Origin of the sequence: Thermoleptolyngbya sp. PKUAC-SCTB121, from assembly GCF_016919485.1 — a bacterium.
Taxonomy (GTDB): domain Bacteria; phylum Cyanobacteriota; class Cyanobacteriia; order Elainellales; family Elainellaceae; genus Thermoleptolyngbya; species Thermoleptolyngbya sichuanensis.
The window spans coordinates 3,928,746-3,944,947 of the sequence record NZ_CP070366.1 but is presented as its reverse complement, the minus strand read 5'-3'; the positions used below and the strand labels follow the sequence as shown (position 1 = coordinate 3,944,947).

Below are 16,202 nucleotides of genomic sequence, written 5' to 3'. Positions count from 1 at the left end.
CGCAGCTTACTCTCTCTTGAGAGGGACGGACTTTGAGTTTCACGTTAGGATAGCGCAGGGTCATAGCGAACCTGGCACATTGACCTGGCATATCCTGGCTAGCCACAACCGTTGCCGATCGGCATATCGCACTTCATAATTTGTACTGGGTGCGGTTCAAGATTCCATATTTCTCCCGTCTTGAACGGTTAGCGCGGTCGATGTGTTCTTTGATAAAGCAAGCTGGCGAAGATAAAGCAACCTGATAAAGCAACCTGATAAAGCAACCTGATAAAGCAAGCTGAGAAAACAAACTGAGAAAACAAACTGAGAAAACAAACTGAGAAAACAGGTCAGTCGGTCAAACGCAGAGCAAATCAAGAGCAAGCATGGGCAGCCCCCTTATATCACTTGGAACGATGGGACTTAGCAGCTTTGTGAACCGGGATAAAGCCCCCGCAAGCCCGGATGTATCCACTCAGCGCCCTGCCTTTGTGCTGTCGGGTCTGACGGGCGCGGCAATTGCGGCGGTCTGTTGGCTGGGCATGGGCGATCGCGCTTTGGCTCAGACTGCGGCCCCGCCAAACCCCGTGCTGAAAATCGGCATCGTGCAGCGCTTTGGCGACGAACCGCAGGACGTGCTGACGCTGCAACCTGCCGAGGGCGATCGCCTCTCGCTCCGCTTCAAAACCGACGACGGGCAAGACCAGACCGTGACCACTGCCGCCCCGGTGAGGGTGGGTGTGGTGATGGAGCCGCTGCCAGAGCCAAAGGTGGTGGAAAAAGTGGTGTTGGGCAACCACCGCAGCTTTGAGAGCGCAGAAGACCAGGCCAACCAGTGGCGATCGCGCGGCATCGAGGTAGAACTGGCCCAGCCGCGCCAGTGGCAGGTATGGGCCAAGCGAGACACCTACGAAACGCCGCTGGTACGTCGGCTGCTGCTGAAGAATTTGCAAGCTCAGGGCGCACGCACCGCCTTTATCGATCGCCAGGTGCAGCGGCAGGTGCCCCGCGCTGTGCTGGAGGTGGAGGGCAACCGCCTGATGCGCGATGAGGTGGAAATTCTCTCTTCCTACAGCCGCGTGTTCGTCACCGAAGGCGAACTGCCTCCCAACGCGGCTCGCAATGCCAATGTGCCAAACCGTCGGCTCTACGGTGGCAGTCTGCGCCTCCAGCCCAACGCCTACGGCAACTATACCCTCGTCAACTACGTCCCCACGGAAACCTACCTGCGCGGTGTCGTGCCCCACGAAATTGGGCCGTCTGCGCCGCCCACCGCAGTCCAAGCTCAGGCAATTTTGGCACGCACCTATGCCCTGCGAAACCTGCGGCGATTTGCCATCGACGGCTACGAACTCTGTGCTGATACTCAGTGCCAGGTTTACAAAGGGCTGACGGGCGCGGTGGAATCGGCGGATCGGGCGATCGCCGCCACACGGGGTCAAGTGCTGACCTATCGCAACGAGCTAATCGACGCGCTCTATTCCTCCACCACGGGCGGCATCACGGCTCCTTTTGCTGACGTGTGGAACGGGCAGAACCGTCCCTACCTGCGGGCCGTGGTGGACTCCGTAGAAGGCGTGTGGGATTTGGCCAATCGCCCCCTGTCGGACGAATTGAATCTGCGAGCTTTTCTAAACCTGCGGCAGGGCTTTAATGAAGCAGGCTGGGACAGCTTCCGCTGGCGCAAGGAAAGCACTCTGGAAAACATTGCCGAAGGGCTACGCCGCTATTTGCAAAGCCAGCGCCATCCGTTTGCCAACCTGACGCGGGTGGAGTCGGTGCAGGTGGTGGAGCGATCGCCCGCCGGTCGGGTGCAAAAGCTGCTCATCCAGAGCGATCGCGGCCCAATCACCCTAGAAAAAGACGAGATTCTCCGGGCACTCTATGCCCCCACTAGTACCCTGTTCTACCTGGAACCCGTCTACGCCCAGGTGCCCATTCCCCAAAACGCGCCTAGCTCATCCGCACCAGAGGACGGAGAAACAGGGGTTGAAGCCAACCTTTCTCCTTCGGTGTCCAAGCCATCCCCTGTTGCTACCGAACCCGATGCCGCCGAGACAGCGCCTATCAAAGCTGCAAAGCCCGCCGAGGAAGCGACAGGCAATTCGCTAGAAGCGCAGAACCGCGTGCCGACGATGACGGTACTCAAGGGCTACACCTTTGTCGGCGGGGGCCTGGGCCACGCCGTCGGCATGAGCCAAACGGGGTCCTATCGATTGGGACGACTGGGCTGGTCGGCCGCCCGCATCCTCAGTTTCTACTACCCCGGCGCTCAATTGGTCACGCTCAACGAAAACATTGTCTTCTGGCGCGACCCGTTGAACTAGCGCTGGAACCAACGCTGGAGCAAAGCTGGAACACTGCCAGAACACTGTCGGGACGTGCTTGCAGAGAACGCACAGGAGGGGGTTCTTTTTTATACCAGATATCGACGTGCTGTGCTGACTGTTGACTCAGCGCTGTGCGGCATTTACTGTCGGGTTGACCTGCGTATATCTTCGCAAGTCCTCTGCTGCCTTGGTATGAGGCGAACCCGTTGACACTTTAGTTTGGACTAATGGTGAAGAGGAAGGCAGTCAATGAGAAGCACCGACTGCCGTAAGGTCAATGAAGTACAACCAACATTGACCCCATGATTTTCAACGAACTTCAGCAATTTCGCCAAACGTTGTATGCCAGCTTGGGAAACGCCAGAGATGCCCTGTTTGATCTGATGGATGCCGTGTTAGTGAGTGCGTGCATCGTGTCGTTTGTGAGGCTATCGCAGAGTCCTGTCTTTCGTCGCCAGTGGTCGAGCCCCTATGAAGCGTTGCGCGATAGCCGCCTACCCCGATCAAAGGTGCTGAAGCTGTTGGTGCAGCAGATACCGACTCAGCAGCAACCGTTGTTGGCAGGTGATGCGAGTCGGTGGAACCGTCCTGCTGCCAGGCGTTTGAAAGACCGCACCTTATCAGGCAGAACAGGACATGCCCCGATAGCCGGACAAAACTACAGTACCTTAGCCTGGATTGCTGAAGACAGGGGCAGTTGGGCATTACCATTGCGGCATGAGCGCATCACCAGCTTTGAAACACCCGCCAGTAAAGCGGCATTCCAACTCAAACAAGTGACTCGGCAGTTAGCGGTGCGTCCGTTGGCGATCTACGACCGAGGGTACGGCAATGCCAGTTTTGTCAACCAAACGGCAGGGATTGAGGCAGACTTGCTGCTGCGGGTTACATCCAATCGATGTGTCTATGGCGCGCCCCCAGCGTATCGAGGGCGAGGCGCACCTGCCAAGCATGGACATAAGATGAAACTCAATGACCCTGACACTTGGAGTGTCCCGGTCGAAACCGTTGAAGTCGATGATCCCAACTGGGGACGAGTGCGGGTCAGTCGTTGGAGTGCATACCATTTCCGCAAATCCCCTAAACGGGCAATGGAAGTGTTGCGCGTGGAGGTGCTGGAGACACAGAGCAGCACGCGACGCTTGGCTCCTTTGTGGTTAGTTTGGCTGGGTGAGCAGATGCCTCCGTTAGAAACCCTGTGGTTGCACTACCTCCGTCGCTTTGCCATTGAACACTGGTATCGCTTTGCCAAGCAGAGGCTATATTGGACACATCCCCAGTTCAGTTCTGTATCGGCAACCGAACAGTGGAGCAGCCTGATGCCGTTGCTCAGTTGGCAGTTGTGGTTAGCGCGAAAGGACTGTACTGACCACCCCTTGCCCTGGCAGGCACCGCAAGAAACGTTGACTCCGGGTCGGGTCGCACAAGCGTTTGCAGGCATTTTGGCAGCGATTGGCACCCCTGCTCCTGCGCCTAAACCTCGTGGTAAATCGCCAGGACGAGGCAAGGGGCACAAGCCAACTCCTCGTCCCTGCTATCCGATGGTCAAAAAACGAGCCTCGAAACGCAAGACATCCGAACAATCCCTGAACAGTCCGGTTGCAACAGCAGCTTAACTGCGAGCAGGATTGTATCCAATTCCTTAAGTTCAACTGTTATGAACGGTTGAGCAGATTCTTTATGGCATCCTGTTGAGCATTATTGTGATGCCAGTTAGTCCAAACTAAAGTTGACAAGGGCCCAAAGTTTCTCCAGAAGCGCATTTGACAGGTTTCGGCAACTAAAAGTGCTTTGATTCTGTAAATCACTCAGCTTTCTTCCTTTCGATTCTTTGAAGTATCCGGAAAAATCCTGAGAAAAGTTTTTTCAAGCCTTACGTAGATTCTCTTAACTTAAAGGCTCCGTAAAACTTACTAGATTTCCTTTGCAAGGGGCGATCGCCCTCAGGTACTTGTATAGGAAGTCACGCTTAGCGTCGTTTTGTGGGAGGGCACGGACTCTCTTGGGAGTTGCGGTCGTCACAGAGCGGGGCCTGTTTGGCGTGCGTAAACGTCAATTTCGCGTCCGGGCCGGATCTGACGGTCACTGTCTAAGGTAACTGCTTGGCGATTTGACAGTCACGACCCGCTGAAGTTTTACAGATCTACGAGAAGCAGTTATGGCTACTTTTTCGGTTGCAACGTTCCAAGAGCTGGTCAACGCTATCAATTCGGCAAACACCAACGCTGAGGCAGATGTTATTGAAATTACTAATAATATCGTCCTGACCAGTGCGCTGCCCTTTATTAGAGAATCCGCCAGCCTCACAATTCGCAGCAGCACTGGCAACACCTTCAGCCTCAGCGGCGATGCCAACGGCAACGGTATCAATGACGAAGGAGATGTCCGACTCTTCTTTATTGAAAGCGGCAATGTCACCTTTGAAAACCTGACGCTAACCCTGGGCCGGGCCGAAGGGGGTGACGGTTCAGGCGGCGGCGGCGGAATGGGCGGCGCCCTGTTTATCTTCGATGGCAACGTCACCCTGAGCAATATCACCCTCAGCGAAAACGTTGCCGTCGGCGGACAAGGACTGGCTGGACTGGGCCAGGGCGGCGGCGGCATGGGCGGCAATGGCGGAGTAGCCCACCCCTCTGGGGCCGCAGGCGGTGGCGGTGGCTTTGGCGGCGATGGCAGCCCTGGCAATGCCAACGGCACGGGCGGCGCGGGCGGTTCCGGCGGGCTGCTGAATAGCGCAGGCATTGGCGGTGTGGGCGGCAACAGCGCAGGCACAGACGGCGGCGGCGGCTCTGGCGCAAGTGGCGGCTTTGGCGCAGGCGGCGGTGGCGGCGGCGGCGGCAGCTTTGGTGGCAACGGCGGCGATGGCGGCTTTGGCGCAGGCGGCGGCTCTGGCGCGACCAACCCCAACGGTAGTCAGGGCGGCAAGGGCGGCTTTGGCGGCGGCGGCGGCGGAACGACCCTAACGCTGTCGAGCGAGGGCGGCTTTGGCGGCGGCAATGGCAATAGCAACGGCGGCGGCGGCGGCGCGGGCATGGGTGGTGCCATCTTCATCCGCACGGGGTCTCTGACGATGACCGACACGCGCTTCATCAACAACAGCGCTCAGGGCGGTGCGGGCGCAGGCGGCGATGGTCAGGGCTTGGGCGGCGCGATTTTTGCGCTCAACTCGTTGACCAATAGCAACGGCAACAATCTGGGAATGCCGACCCGCCTGCCCACGGTGACGGGCGATCGCCTCTTTGCCCAAGGCAACAGCGCCAGCAGCGACAACAACTCGCCCGCCAACAACGACAATTTCTTTGGCGTGATTCTGTCGGCAGAGTTGCCGGGCCAGGCTCCTCGCGTATTCGCCATTTCCCGCGTCGGCCCCGAAGCCACCAATGCCCCAACCGTCAGCTTTTCGGTCATCTTCAGCGAACCCGTGACCGGGGTCGATGTCACCGACTTCAGCTTGACGACCACTGGGCTGACCGGGGCAACCGTGGCCAGCGTCACGGGCACAGACGGCAAGTTTACGGTGGTGGTCAACACGGGCACAGGCAACGGTACGGTTCGCCTCAACGTGCTGAATGACGGCTCGATCAAAGATTCAGAGAATTTGGCGCTCGTGGCCGGGGTCAACGGCACGGCCGCCTACACAATCGACCGCATCGCCCCAACAGTGGACATTGTGGACGTTACTCCCAACCCCCGGACAACTGCGCTGGGCACGATCACGATTCAATTCAGCGAAGCCGTCAGAAACTTTGACCTGAGCGATTTGCAACTGACCCGTAGCGGCACCCCGCTGGACTTGAGCAGCGCCACGCTCTCCACCAGCGACAACCGCACCTTTACGGTGGGGAACCTAAATCGGCTGACCAGCCGCACCGGAGCCTATACCCTGACGCTGCGTGTCAGCGACATCACCGACCTAGCCGGCAACGCGCTGGCTGCGGGAGCCTTCGACACCTGGGAAATGACCGCAGACGATGTGGGGCCAGGCAACGAAGAACTCGTCGTTATTCCCTCAGCCCCCAATGGGCAACTGGGAACACCTTTGGTGTTTTCGCTAGGCCGTCGCCCTAACGTTGTCCGAGGCACCAACCGAGCAGAAACCCTGCGGGGAACCAATCGAAATGATCGGATTATTGCGCGGGGCGGCAACGACCGCGTGATTGCTCGCGGCGGCAATGACTTGGTGGATGGGGGCAGCGGCAACGACGACCTGCGAGGCGGCGGCGGCAATGACCAACTCGTCGGCGGTGCAGGCGATGACACGCTGCGCGGGCAGGCCGGCAACGATATCTTGATCGGCGGCGCAGGCAACGACGTGCTAATCGGCGGCGGCGGCAGAAATATGTTCGTGTTCAATAGCCTGGCCGAAGGCATTGACACGATCGCCGATTTCAAGACGACCGATGTCATCGACCTGCGCGGCATCTTCCAACAGCCCGCCTTTTTAGCAGGTGGCACGCCGTTCCAGCGGCTCAGCGCCTACGTTAAGCTGTCGCAGGTGGGCACAGCGACCCGCATTTTTGTCGATGCAGATGGCAGCGGCGCAGGAACTAACTTCGTGGCGATCGCCAACCTGAACAACACCCAGGTCAGCAGCGTCACCTCCCTCAACTTCGTCATCTAGCCACATCCATGCAATCTCTGGTTTTCTAACTCCTGTTTTCTAGCTCAGAGTTCTCCTGAGGAGCGGCCGCTGGCCGCTCTTTTTTTGCCTAATTTTTTGCTCATTCGTAACGCAACGCAATGCAGTAGAGAAAAAGTATTAAGCCCCGCATCCTTAGAATCTGCTCAGGACACAATACAGGAGTCAGATCGATTCTCGATTTTGGATTTGCGATTCTGGATTACTAGTCCATCAGCTCCAAAGCTCCCAGCAACCTCATCCCCAGCCCCCCACCATTTCCCCTCAGAAGCATTAACCTCCCTTCCCGCCTTATTTTTCGTTCTTCCCTCTTCGTTCTTTTTTCTTCGTTCTTTTTTTCTTCGTTCTTGTTTCTTCGTTCTTTTTTCTTCCCTCTATGAAACCCATCCGCACCTTCAACGTCACCCCCGCCCTGCCGCCCCTGCTCGAACCCCTGCGGCGCATTGCTTATAACCTCCACTGGGACTGGGATTATGAAGCGATAGACCTGTTTCGGCGGCTGGATCGAGACCTGTGGGAAACCAGCAAACACAACCCCGTGCTGATGCTAGGGACGATCAGTCAGGCGCGGCTGCGGGAGGTGGCCGAAGACGACGGATTTTTGGCGCAGATGGAGCGCGTAGAGCGGCAGTTGGATGACTATCTGCGGCAGCCAAGCTGGTTTCGCAAGCGGCGATCGCCCAAATCCCCTACCCCCAACGGCAAAACCCCAGCGGGAATCGCCCCTGAGACTGGGCTAACCGACTGCTACGCTTACTTTTCTGCCGAGTTTGGGCTAACCTCCTGCCTGCCCATCTACTCCGGCGGCTTGGGCGTGCTAGCGGGCGACCATTTGAAATCCGCCAGCGACTTGGGGTTGCCGCTGGTGGGCGTGGGCCTGCTCTATCAAGAAGGCTACTTTGCCCAATACCTCAACGCCGACGGCTGGCAGCAAGAGCGCTACCCCATCAACGACTTTTACAATATGCCGCTGCACCTAGAGCGCCACCCCGACGGCTCCGAAATCCGCATTGAGGTGGACTATCCCGGTCGCAAGGTCTACGCCCGCATCTGGCGCGTGCAGGTAGGCACCGTTCCCCTCTACCTGCTGGATACGAATATTGAACCAAATAACCAGTACGACCAGGACATTACCGATGAACTCTACGGCGGCGATATCGACCTGCGAATTCACCAGGAAATCATGCTGGGCATTGGCGGCGTGCGGATGCTGCGGGCGCTGGGGCTAAACCCCACCGTGTATCACATGAATGAGGGGCACTCGGCGTTTTTGGCGCTGGAGCGGATTCGCCTGATGATTGAAGAAGCCGGGCTGACCTACGAAGAGGCCGCGCAGGTGGCCCTAGCCAGTCAGGTTTTCACCACCCATACGCCCGTGCCCGCTGGCATTGACCTGTTTCCCTCCGACAAAATCATTTACTACCTAGGGCACTACGCCGAAAAGTTTGGGCTGGCGCGGGAGCAGTTTCTCTCGCTAGGGCGCGAAAATCCGGGCGATCTGGCGGCTCCCTTCAGCATGGCAATTCTGGCGCTCAAGATGGCCTCCTTCGTAAACGGGGTGAGCAAGCTGCATGGCGCAGTGTCACGGTCGATGTTTGCAACGCTGTGGTCGGCGCTACCCTTAGCAGAGGTGCCTATTACCTCCATCACCAACGGCGTTCACGCCCGCAGTTGCGTGGCCAAATCTACCCAGGATCTCTACGATCGCTACTTGGGCCCAGCTTGGAACATGGCCCCTGCCAGCGATCCCCTGTGGGAGCGGGTGAGCAGCATTCCCGATGAAGAATTTTGGCGGAACCACGAGCGCTGTCGGTCGGAACTGGTGCTGTTTGTGCGGGAGCGGTTGCAACAAAGCTTGCGCGATCGCGGCGGTTCCCTCATCGAACTCAGCCAGACGCAGGACGTGCTAGACCCCAAAGTGCTGACCATCGGCTTTGCGCGGCGCTTTGCCACCTACAAGCGGGCGACGCTGTTCATGCGAGATGTGGAGCGGATCAAGCGGATTATGCTGGGGCTGGGCGATCGCTTCAAGTCCAACCATCCGGTACAGTTCATCATCGCGGGCAAAGCCCACCCCAAAGACAATCCTGGTAAGGAGTTAATCCGCGAGATTGTCCACTTTACCCGCGACCCCGACATTCGCCACCACATCGTGTTTATTCCCAATTACGACATCCACGTTTCGCGGATGATGGTGGCGGGCTGCGACATCTGGCTAAACACGCCACGCCGCCCCCGCGAAGCGTCTGGAACCAGCGGCATGAAGGCGGCGATGAACGGACTGCCCAACCTCAGCGTGCTGGATGGCTGGTGGGATGAGGCAGACTATGTGCGGACGGGCTGGGCGATTGGGCATGGCGAAGACTACGATGACCCAGAGGAGCAGGACGAGGTAGAAGCTAATGACCTCTATGATTTGCTGGAAGAGGAGATCGTGCCGCTATTTTATGACCGTGACGAAAACGATATTCCCCACGGCTGGATCGCCAAGATGAAGGACGCGATTCGGCTGAATTTGCCCATGTTTAACACAGCGCGGATGGTGGCGGAATATGCAGAGCGGGCCTATTTCCCGGCGAGCGATCGCGCTCGGGCGATGATCTCCAATGACTATGCCCCGGCCAAAGACCTGGCCCGCTGGCATCACCATCTGTTTGAGCATTGGTATGACATGAAAATCGACCGGGTGGACGTGTCCTCAGATGGCAATGTGCAGGTGGAACAGGAGATTCTCGTCACGGCCTACATCCGCCTGGGCAAACTGACACCGGACGACATACAGGTAGAGCTATACCAGGGGGCAATCGACGAGCATGGCGAAATCGCCAACGGGCAGCCTGTGGTCATGGAGTATGTTGGGGCTGATTCGGATAATCCTGCCATGAGTGTCTATCAGCGGGCGATCGCCTATCGCAACAGCGGCTTTCAGGGACTTTCCCTCCGCATCTTGCCCAAGCACGAAAACCTCAGCAGCCCCTATCAGCCGGGATTGGTGCTTTGGGCGTAGTTTAGTCATACTCAACCCCTAATCTCGCAGCACATAGCCCACGCCGCGCACGGTTTGAATCAGCCGTTTGTCGCCCTGTTCTTCGAGTTTTAGGCGCAGGTAGCGGATGTAGACTTCGATGATGTTGGAGTCGCCCATGAAGTCGTAGCCCCAAACTTCTTCCAAAATGCGATCGCGCGTAATCACCTGTTTGGGGCGGCGCATCAGGTGTTCCAGCAGGTCAAACTCCTTGGCAGTGAGTTCGATCAGGCGACCGTTGCGGAACACCTCGCGGGTACGGCGATTCAGCGTCAGGTCAGCAAACTCCAGTGCGTCGGGGTCGGGTTCCTGGGTGCGGCGCAGGTGGGCGCGGACGCGGGCCAGCAGTTCCTCAATGCTAAAGGGCTTGACGACGTAATCATCGGCTCCCGCATCCAGCCCCGTCACGCGATCGCCAATTTCATCCTTCGCCGTCAGCAAAATCACCGGAATCTTGCTGCCTGTCGAGCGCAAGCGGCGACACAGTTCCACGCCTGTCATTCCCGGCAGCATCCAGTCCAAAATTGCCAGATCGGGCGGAGTCTCGCGCGCCAGCGTCAGCCCGCTCAGTCCGTCGTGGGCGACGTTTACCTGATAGCCCTCGCAGCCCAGTTCTAGCTGAATGAAGCGAGCCAGTTTTTCTTCGTCTTCAACTAAAAGGATAGTAGACATGATCAGGGGTTGGGGGGTTAAAGATTGGGGGGGGGAGAGAGGATTGGGATGAAGGGGTGAAGGCGTAGAAATGCCCTATCGCTCCATCGCTCCGCGACTCCATCACTCCAAAAGCGGCAGCTTTACGGTAAACACACTTCCTACACCGGGAGTTGATTCGACACCGATCTGCCCGCCCATGCCTTCGACCAGGGATTTGGCGATCGCCAGCCCCAACCCCACGCCGCCTGTGGCCCGGCTGCGGGAGGCATCAACCCGGTAAAAGGATTCAAAAATTCGCGCCTGGTCTTCTTTGGAGATGCCACAGCCGCGATCGCGCACCTGAATCGTCGCCCAGGGTGCTTTGCGGCTGAGCGTCAGGCTGATGGGCTGGTTGGGTTCGGAATATTGAATGGCGTTGTCGATTAGGTGAACCAGTACACGCAGCAGGTGTTCGCGGTCGGCCCGGGCAACAATCGGCTGGCTGGGCGCTTCTAGCTTGAGCGATCGCTGCTTGAACTGTTCTGTCATGCGGATTACGTCACCAACCACTTCGCCAATCGGCACGGGTTCCAGGTTAAACAACACCGCGCTGCTGTCGGTGCGGGCGAGTTCTAGCAATCCCTGGAGCAGCTCAATCGTGCGCTCGGTTTCAGAAACCGCCATCGACAGCATCTCCTGCTGCGCCTCGGTGAGGTTGGGGCTGCGGCGGAGGGTGCTTTGCAGATAGCCATAGACTAGACTCAGCGGCGTGCGAAGTTCGTGCGACACGTCGTTGGTAAACTGGCGCTGCCGTTCGGCGGTTTGCGACAGGCGATCGACCAGGCGGTTGCAGGTGTGAACCAATTCCTGCACCTCGACGGGCACCTGATCTGGGTCGAGGCGGGAGATGTTGGTGCTGCCAGCGCTGTAGGCTTCAGCGATCTGGTTGGCCTGCCGCAGGGGCGAGAGCGATCGCCAAATCAACCAGGCCGCCAGCCCGCTCATCGTCACCACGCCCATACCCGTGCCCATCATCAGATCGCGGTTGACCGACTGCAACATGCTGTAGTCGCGGGTCACGTCCTTGGCGACGTAGAGTTGCCCAATCATCTGCCCGTCATGCTGTAGCGGATAGGTACACCAAATGATGTACTGTCCATGTAGCCGCAGGATTTTGGGGGTAGTGGTGGTTTCCGACAGATCCAGCAGCGCATCCTGATTTTCAGAAACCTGGAGATTGTTGGAGCGGGCTAAGATGTTGCCTTGGTGATCTCGAATCCACAGCCAGGTATTGGCCGACGACAGCCGGTTGACCATGTCCTGCAAATCGCTCTGGGAGGCAGATCCGTGGGCGATCGCCACTTCCTGATCGGGCATCTGCTGCACCATGGCCGACAGCTTGGCCCGGTGATCCGACAAAAACATTCGCTCCGTCCGCCAAGACATCCAGAGCATCCCCAACCCAAGCCCACCCCAAATTGCTGCGATCGCCCCCAGCGTCAGCCTCACTTGCAGGGACGATCGCAGCGGGCGTTGAAAATTAGCTCCGTCAGCCGGGGAGGACATGGGTTTTGGCAAATATAGCGGGTACATTGCAAGCCCAGCGGCTATCTTCGGAGTGTCTCCAATTTAACTGGATGCCCGAAACCAGAAATGAGTTTTTCCTGAGCAGAAGGAACGAACTCGCTGAGCAACAGCAAGGGTGCATGGGCAGAATTTGAAAGTCAGGCAGCGCTTTTAGTGTACTCAAAGTTCGTTTTTTAGGGACTGCAATCACGTCTGGCTGATCTTCAGCCGAAACATCTTCAACAAAGCTGGCTCTAAATATTCTTCGATATTCTTCGATCGTCAAAAGAGCTTAACAGATTGAATTACAGATTGAATTAGTCCTAAGCATACAAAGATTGACGGGTCATTTCATAGGGAGCATCCCACTTTCGCGAAAACAGTGCGAAGGGTGAGAATGGGAGGGTAGCCCCAGGGATGACTCACCAGGACACCTGAAGACCAAAAGCGATTGGAAGCTTGTACAGCAGAGATCGCCGAGATTTTGTATCGCAATAGCAACCGAGAGGGGCTCGATAGTCTAGAAGGCATCGAGCAGACTGTACGACGGCAAATGCTAGAGGAGGTGAGCCCTCGAGTTGCCCTTTTTTTGTCAACCAGAAAGCCTACCCCGCCCGAGGCCGGGTTCGCCGATTGAAGAGTTTGGTAGGGGTCCTTGAGATTCGTCAAAGTCAGGCAGAACGGTTAGGCGTAAAGGCTTACAGCCGTCTCAGTGGTGGCCTAGAGAAAGCCAACCTACGCTTAAGTGCCAACGAATCGTTTCAAGATGCAGAGGATGACATCGTAGCCCTGACCGGGATGCGGGTCGGGCACTCGACCCAACAACGTCTGGTGGGGCGTCAGTCGTTCGAGTCTGCCGAGGCTAAACAAGGCGTCAGTGAGGTCAGCATTGATGGCGGCAAAGTCCGTCTGCGTGACCTGCTAGAGTCCGATAGCCCGTGGCGAGACTACAAAGCGGTGCGGGTGGAGGGGATTTATTACAACGCCTTCTTCCAAGACAATGACAGCTTGATTGATTATCTCAGCGCTCAACGCTTGCTCTCCCCACTGGTCTGTCTGGGCGATGGTCACGCTGGGGTGTGGAATCTGTTTGCTCAACTCACCACCGTTGAGACCCGTTGGGAAATCCTCGATTGGTACCATCTCAAAGAAAACCTCTACAAAGTCGGTGGGTCGCTCAAGCGCTTAGCAGCGGCGGAAATGCTGTTATGGCAAGGTCAAGTGGAAGCCGCCAGGCCTCTTTGCCGACTGTCGGCGCAAGCAAGCCCGCAATTTTGAAGCCTATCTGAGCACCCATCGCTCTCGCATCGTGAATTATGGGTTCTACCAGGCTGAGCAACTCTGTTCTATTGGATCAGGAGCCGTAGAATCGGCTGTCAAACAGATTGGGCGACGCCTCCAAATTTCGGGTGCTCGCTGGAATACGGCCTCCGTTAATGCCATGTTGAGTCTGCGCTGTGCCTACCTCAATGGACAGCTCGCCAGTTGACTGTTTCATCGAAAGTGGGATGCTCCTCATTTCATAGGCTTCTATTAAGAAGTCTGCTGCTGCGTAAATCTCCTGATCCTGACTAAACTTACCAATCCCAATACGAAGTGCCCCATCAATCACTGTGTCTTGTAGCTTCAGTGCACGTAGCACATGGGAAGGTTCTTCTAGACCAGAAGAACAAGCTGATCCAGTTGATATCGCTAATTTAGAACGGACTCTAGCGATGACAGCACTATTGGGAATACCAGGAATTGAAATGTGAAGATTTCCTGCCAGCCGATGCTCTAGATCTCCATTAATCACTAGGTTAGGGATCTTCTCTAGGAGCAGATCTTGAAGTCGATCGCGCTTCATGGCGATCGCCCGCTCATCTTCTTCCATCTCCAGCGATCGCAACCGACAAGCTTCTCCTAACCCAACAATCCCAGGGACGTTAAGAGTACCCGATCGCATTCCTTGTTGATGACCGCCACCAAATATAAGCGGCTCCAAGTGATAGCCTTTACGAACAGCTAGGGCCCCAACTCCTTTGGGGCCATAGAACTTGTGGGCAGAGATTGCTAGGTAGGTGATGCCCCACTGTTCAAACTGAATGGGAATTTTACCGACTGCCTGAGAGCCGTCACATAGAAAAGGAATGCCGTAATGTTGAGCAATCTGCCCAATTCTTTGAATCGGGTAGAGGTTGCCAATCTCGTTGTTAGCTGCCATGACACAGAGCAGAGACAGTCCCTCAGCGCAGACTTGTTCCAAATGTTCCAGGTCAAGTCTGCCTCTGGAATCTACTTGCAGATAAACCAGTTCAGCCCAACCTCGCTGCTCCAATGCACGACAGGTATCGAGGACAGCTTTGTGTTCGATCGGCATTAAGCCAATGCGATGCGGTTTCGTGGGGTTAGGGGGGAGACTCCCTTGAATTGCCAGATTGATGCTCTCGGTTGCGCCAGATGTCCAAACAATTTCCCTCGGTGAGGCTCCAATTAGATCTGCAACTTGTTTAGCCGCTTGCATGATGGCTGCTTCGGCGCGATCGCCCCACTCATGATCTACACTACTGGCATTGCCAAATTCGAGTGTCATGAAGTGATAGATGCGATCGGCCACACGCCGATCGACGGGAGTAGTGGCGTGGTAGTCGAGGTAAATCACAAGGGGGTTGGCTGGAGCGACTCAACAAAGGTCTGGTGGTCGGCGGTAGCAATCCGCCCAACCCGCGCCGCCGCCGCCGCCGCCCAAGACTCAACAAAGGTCTGGTGGTCGGCGGTAGCAATCCCCTGCTGAAGCGTTTGCAGCACCGCAGCGAGATGACCCGCCAAGAGTGCCGAAGCCGCTAACCATAGACCAGGAAACTGCCGACTTCGCAGAATGCCGCTAGCATCTGGAGACTGGGGCTTGTACTGGCCATCTTCGAGGTAAAACCAATCAATCTGCTGGCTGTAGGTACACCAAACAATGTATTCTTGTACGCAATTGCGACGGTAGACCCGCAGTTTGTCATGCAAGTCGTAGGAGGCACTGCTAGCAGCAATTTCAACCACAAGTTCGGGCGCGCCTTCTAGGTAACCATCATCGCTAATCCATGAGTTGCCCCCCTGTTCCAGACGCAACACGGCATCAGGTTGAGGTTCGTTGTCGGCATCCAGGCGCACGGTGGGGTTGTCGTAGCAGGCAATACCCGGTGTAGCCGCGCGATAGGAACCCAGCCAAGTCATGAGGTCGGCATGGGGTTGGCTATGAATGACGCGGACGGGAGAACTCACGTAAACGACTCCTTCGATTAGTTCGGCTTTTTTGAGCTGGGGCATGGCGTTGTACCGCTGCTCAAATTCACTGCGGGTGAGGCGATCGCCATTTTCCAAGGGGGGTAGCTTAACCAATCGTTCGGTCGTCATGGTGAGTGAGAGATGAATGGGTTTCCAGACGTTGATAATATTCTACCAGGGCGGTTTCAGCCAGTTGTTTGAGGTCAGCTTTGTCCTGTTGAGTGAGACTTTTCCAAAGTACAGGGTCAAACTTGAGCAGGGTGAGTTCTTTCAGGCGACGGATGAATTTGCGCCGCTCAAATTTCTCGAAAGGCATTGAAAGTAGGATAGATTCAATATCGCGATCGCTCAGTTCAGCAATTCGCACCATCTTGCTTCCAGTTTTTTCCACTATTTCACCATTTTGTAATCGTTTCAGGTAAAAGGCTTTAAAGAAAGTAACAAGATCAGGAATTTTGATTTTTCCGCTAGAGTCTGCAAGTTGAAGTAAGCCCAGTAATAAAACAGGTTTATAGGAATATTTCATATCCATGTTCTGGACAAACTCAACAAACTTAACTTTAATATTCTCTTTTGTGATCGGTATGATGTTGAATTGTTTCTGAATTTCATCTAGTCGTTCTTTTCTGAAGTAGAAATAAGTTTGATTCCCAATTGGAATTGTGTGATCAGGAATAAGTTTGCCCGTCACAACCCACTGTTTTACAACATTGTCAGCAACTCCCAATTCAGCTTCCAATTCACGAGTTTGATACATCTCTTTGACCAGAAG

General features: G+C 56.2%; 8 protein-coding genes and 2 pseudogenes. 5 read left to right on the top strand and 5 right to left on the bottom strand.

Annotated features, from left to right (window positions below):
- Positions 1–398: 398 nt before the first annotated feature.
- From JTM80_RS16180 to glgP, 4 genes are all read left to right on the top strand, one after another.
- Positions 399–2,309 (top strand): SpoIID/LytB domain-containing protein, encoded by a 1,911-nt coding sequence (locus JTM80_RS16180; RefSeq protein ID WP_225906659.1) that lies wholly within the window; start codon positions 399–401, stop codon positions 2,307–2,309.
- Between the two features lie 305 nt (positions 2,310–2,614).
- Entirely contained in the window at positions 2,615–3,928 is a 1,314-nt protein-coding gene (locus JTM80_RS16175) for an NF041680 family putative transposase (RefSeq protein WP_205369514.1), read from the top strand.
- Between the two features lie 542 nt (positions 3,929–4,470).
- Complete coding sequence (locus JTM80_RS23355) at positions 4,471–6,933, top strand: Ig-like domain-containing protein (protein ID WP_172354296.1); 2,463 nt, start codon at positions 4,471–4,473, stop codon at positions 6,931–6,933.
- A 394-nt stretch (positions 6,934–7,327) separates the two neighbouring features.
- A complete protein-coding gene (gene glgP, locus JTM80_RS16165) occupies positions 7,328–9,958 on the top strand; it encodes an alpha-glucan family phosphorylase (protein ID WP_172354297.1) in 2,631 nt (876 codons plus the stop codon).
- 18 nt (positions 9,959–9,976) lie between these two features.
- Here the strand turns inward: glgP and JTM80_RS16160 are convergent, their stop codons facing one another.
- Both JTM80_RS16160 and JTM80_RS16155 read right to left on the bottom strand, forming a co-directional pair.
- Positions 9,977–10,651 (bottom strand): response regulator transcription factor, encoded by a 675-nt coding sequence (locus tag JTM80_RS16160; RefSeq protein WP_276568594.1) that lies wholly within the window; start codon positions 10,649–10,651, stop codon positions 9,977–9,979.
- A gap of 99 nt (positions 10,652–10,750) precedes the next feature.
- Positions 10,751–12,175 (bottom strand): cell wall metabolism sensor histidine kinase WalK, encoded by a 1,425-nt coding sequence (locus JTM80_RS16155; RefSeq protein ID WP_205369813.1) that lies wholly within the window; start codon positions 12,173–12,175, stop codon positions 10,751–10,753.
- A gap of 451 nt (positions 12,176–12,626) precedes the next feature.
- Between JTM80_RS16155 and JTM80_RS16150 the strand changes: the two are divergent.
- A pseudogene (locus tag JTM80_RS16150) lies at positions 12,627–13,664 on the top strand (ISKra4 family transposase).
- A gap of 36 nt (positions 13,665–13,700) precedes the next feature.
- Here the strand turns inward: JTM80_RS16150 and JTM80_RS16145 are convergent.
- The 3 genes and pseudogenes from JTM80_RS16145 to JTM80_RS16135 form a co-directional block, all read right to left on the bottom strand.
- Positions 13,701–14,816 (bottom strand): annotated as a pseudogene (locus JTM80_RS16145) (cysteine desulfurase family protein); the annotation flags it as partial.
- Positions 14,813–15,559: a Uma2 family endonuclease gene (locus tag JTM80_RS16140; RefSeq protein WP_172354302.1), complete on the bottom strand. Its 747-nt coding sequence runs from the start codon at positions 15,557–15,559 to the stop codon at positions 14,813–14,815. The gene JTM80_RS16140 and the pseudogene JTM80_RS16145, both read right to left, overlap by 4 nt.
- Complete coding sequence (locus tag JTM80_RS16135; RefSeq protein ID WP_205369812.1) at positions 15,537–16,187, bottom strand: hypothetical protein; 651 nt, start codon at positions 16,185–16,187, stop codon at positions 15,537–15,539. The genes JTM80_RS16140 and JTM80_RS16135 overlap by 23 nt, the downstream gene beginning before the upstream one ends.
- Positions 16,188–16,202: the final 15 nt, after the last annotated feature.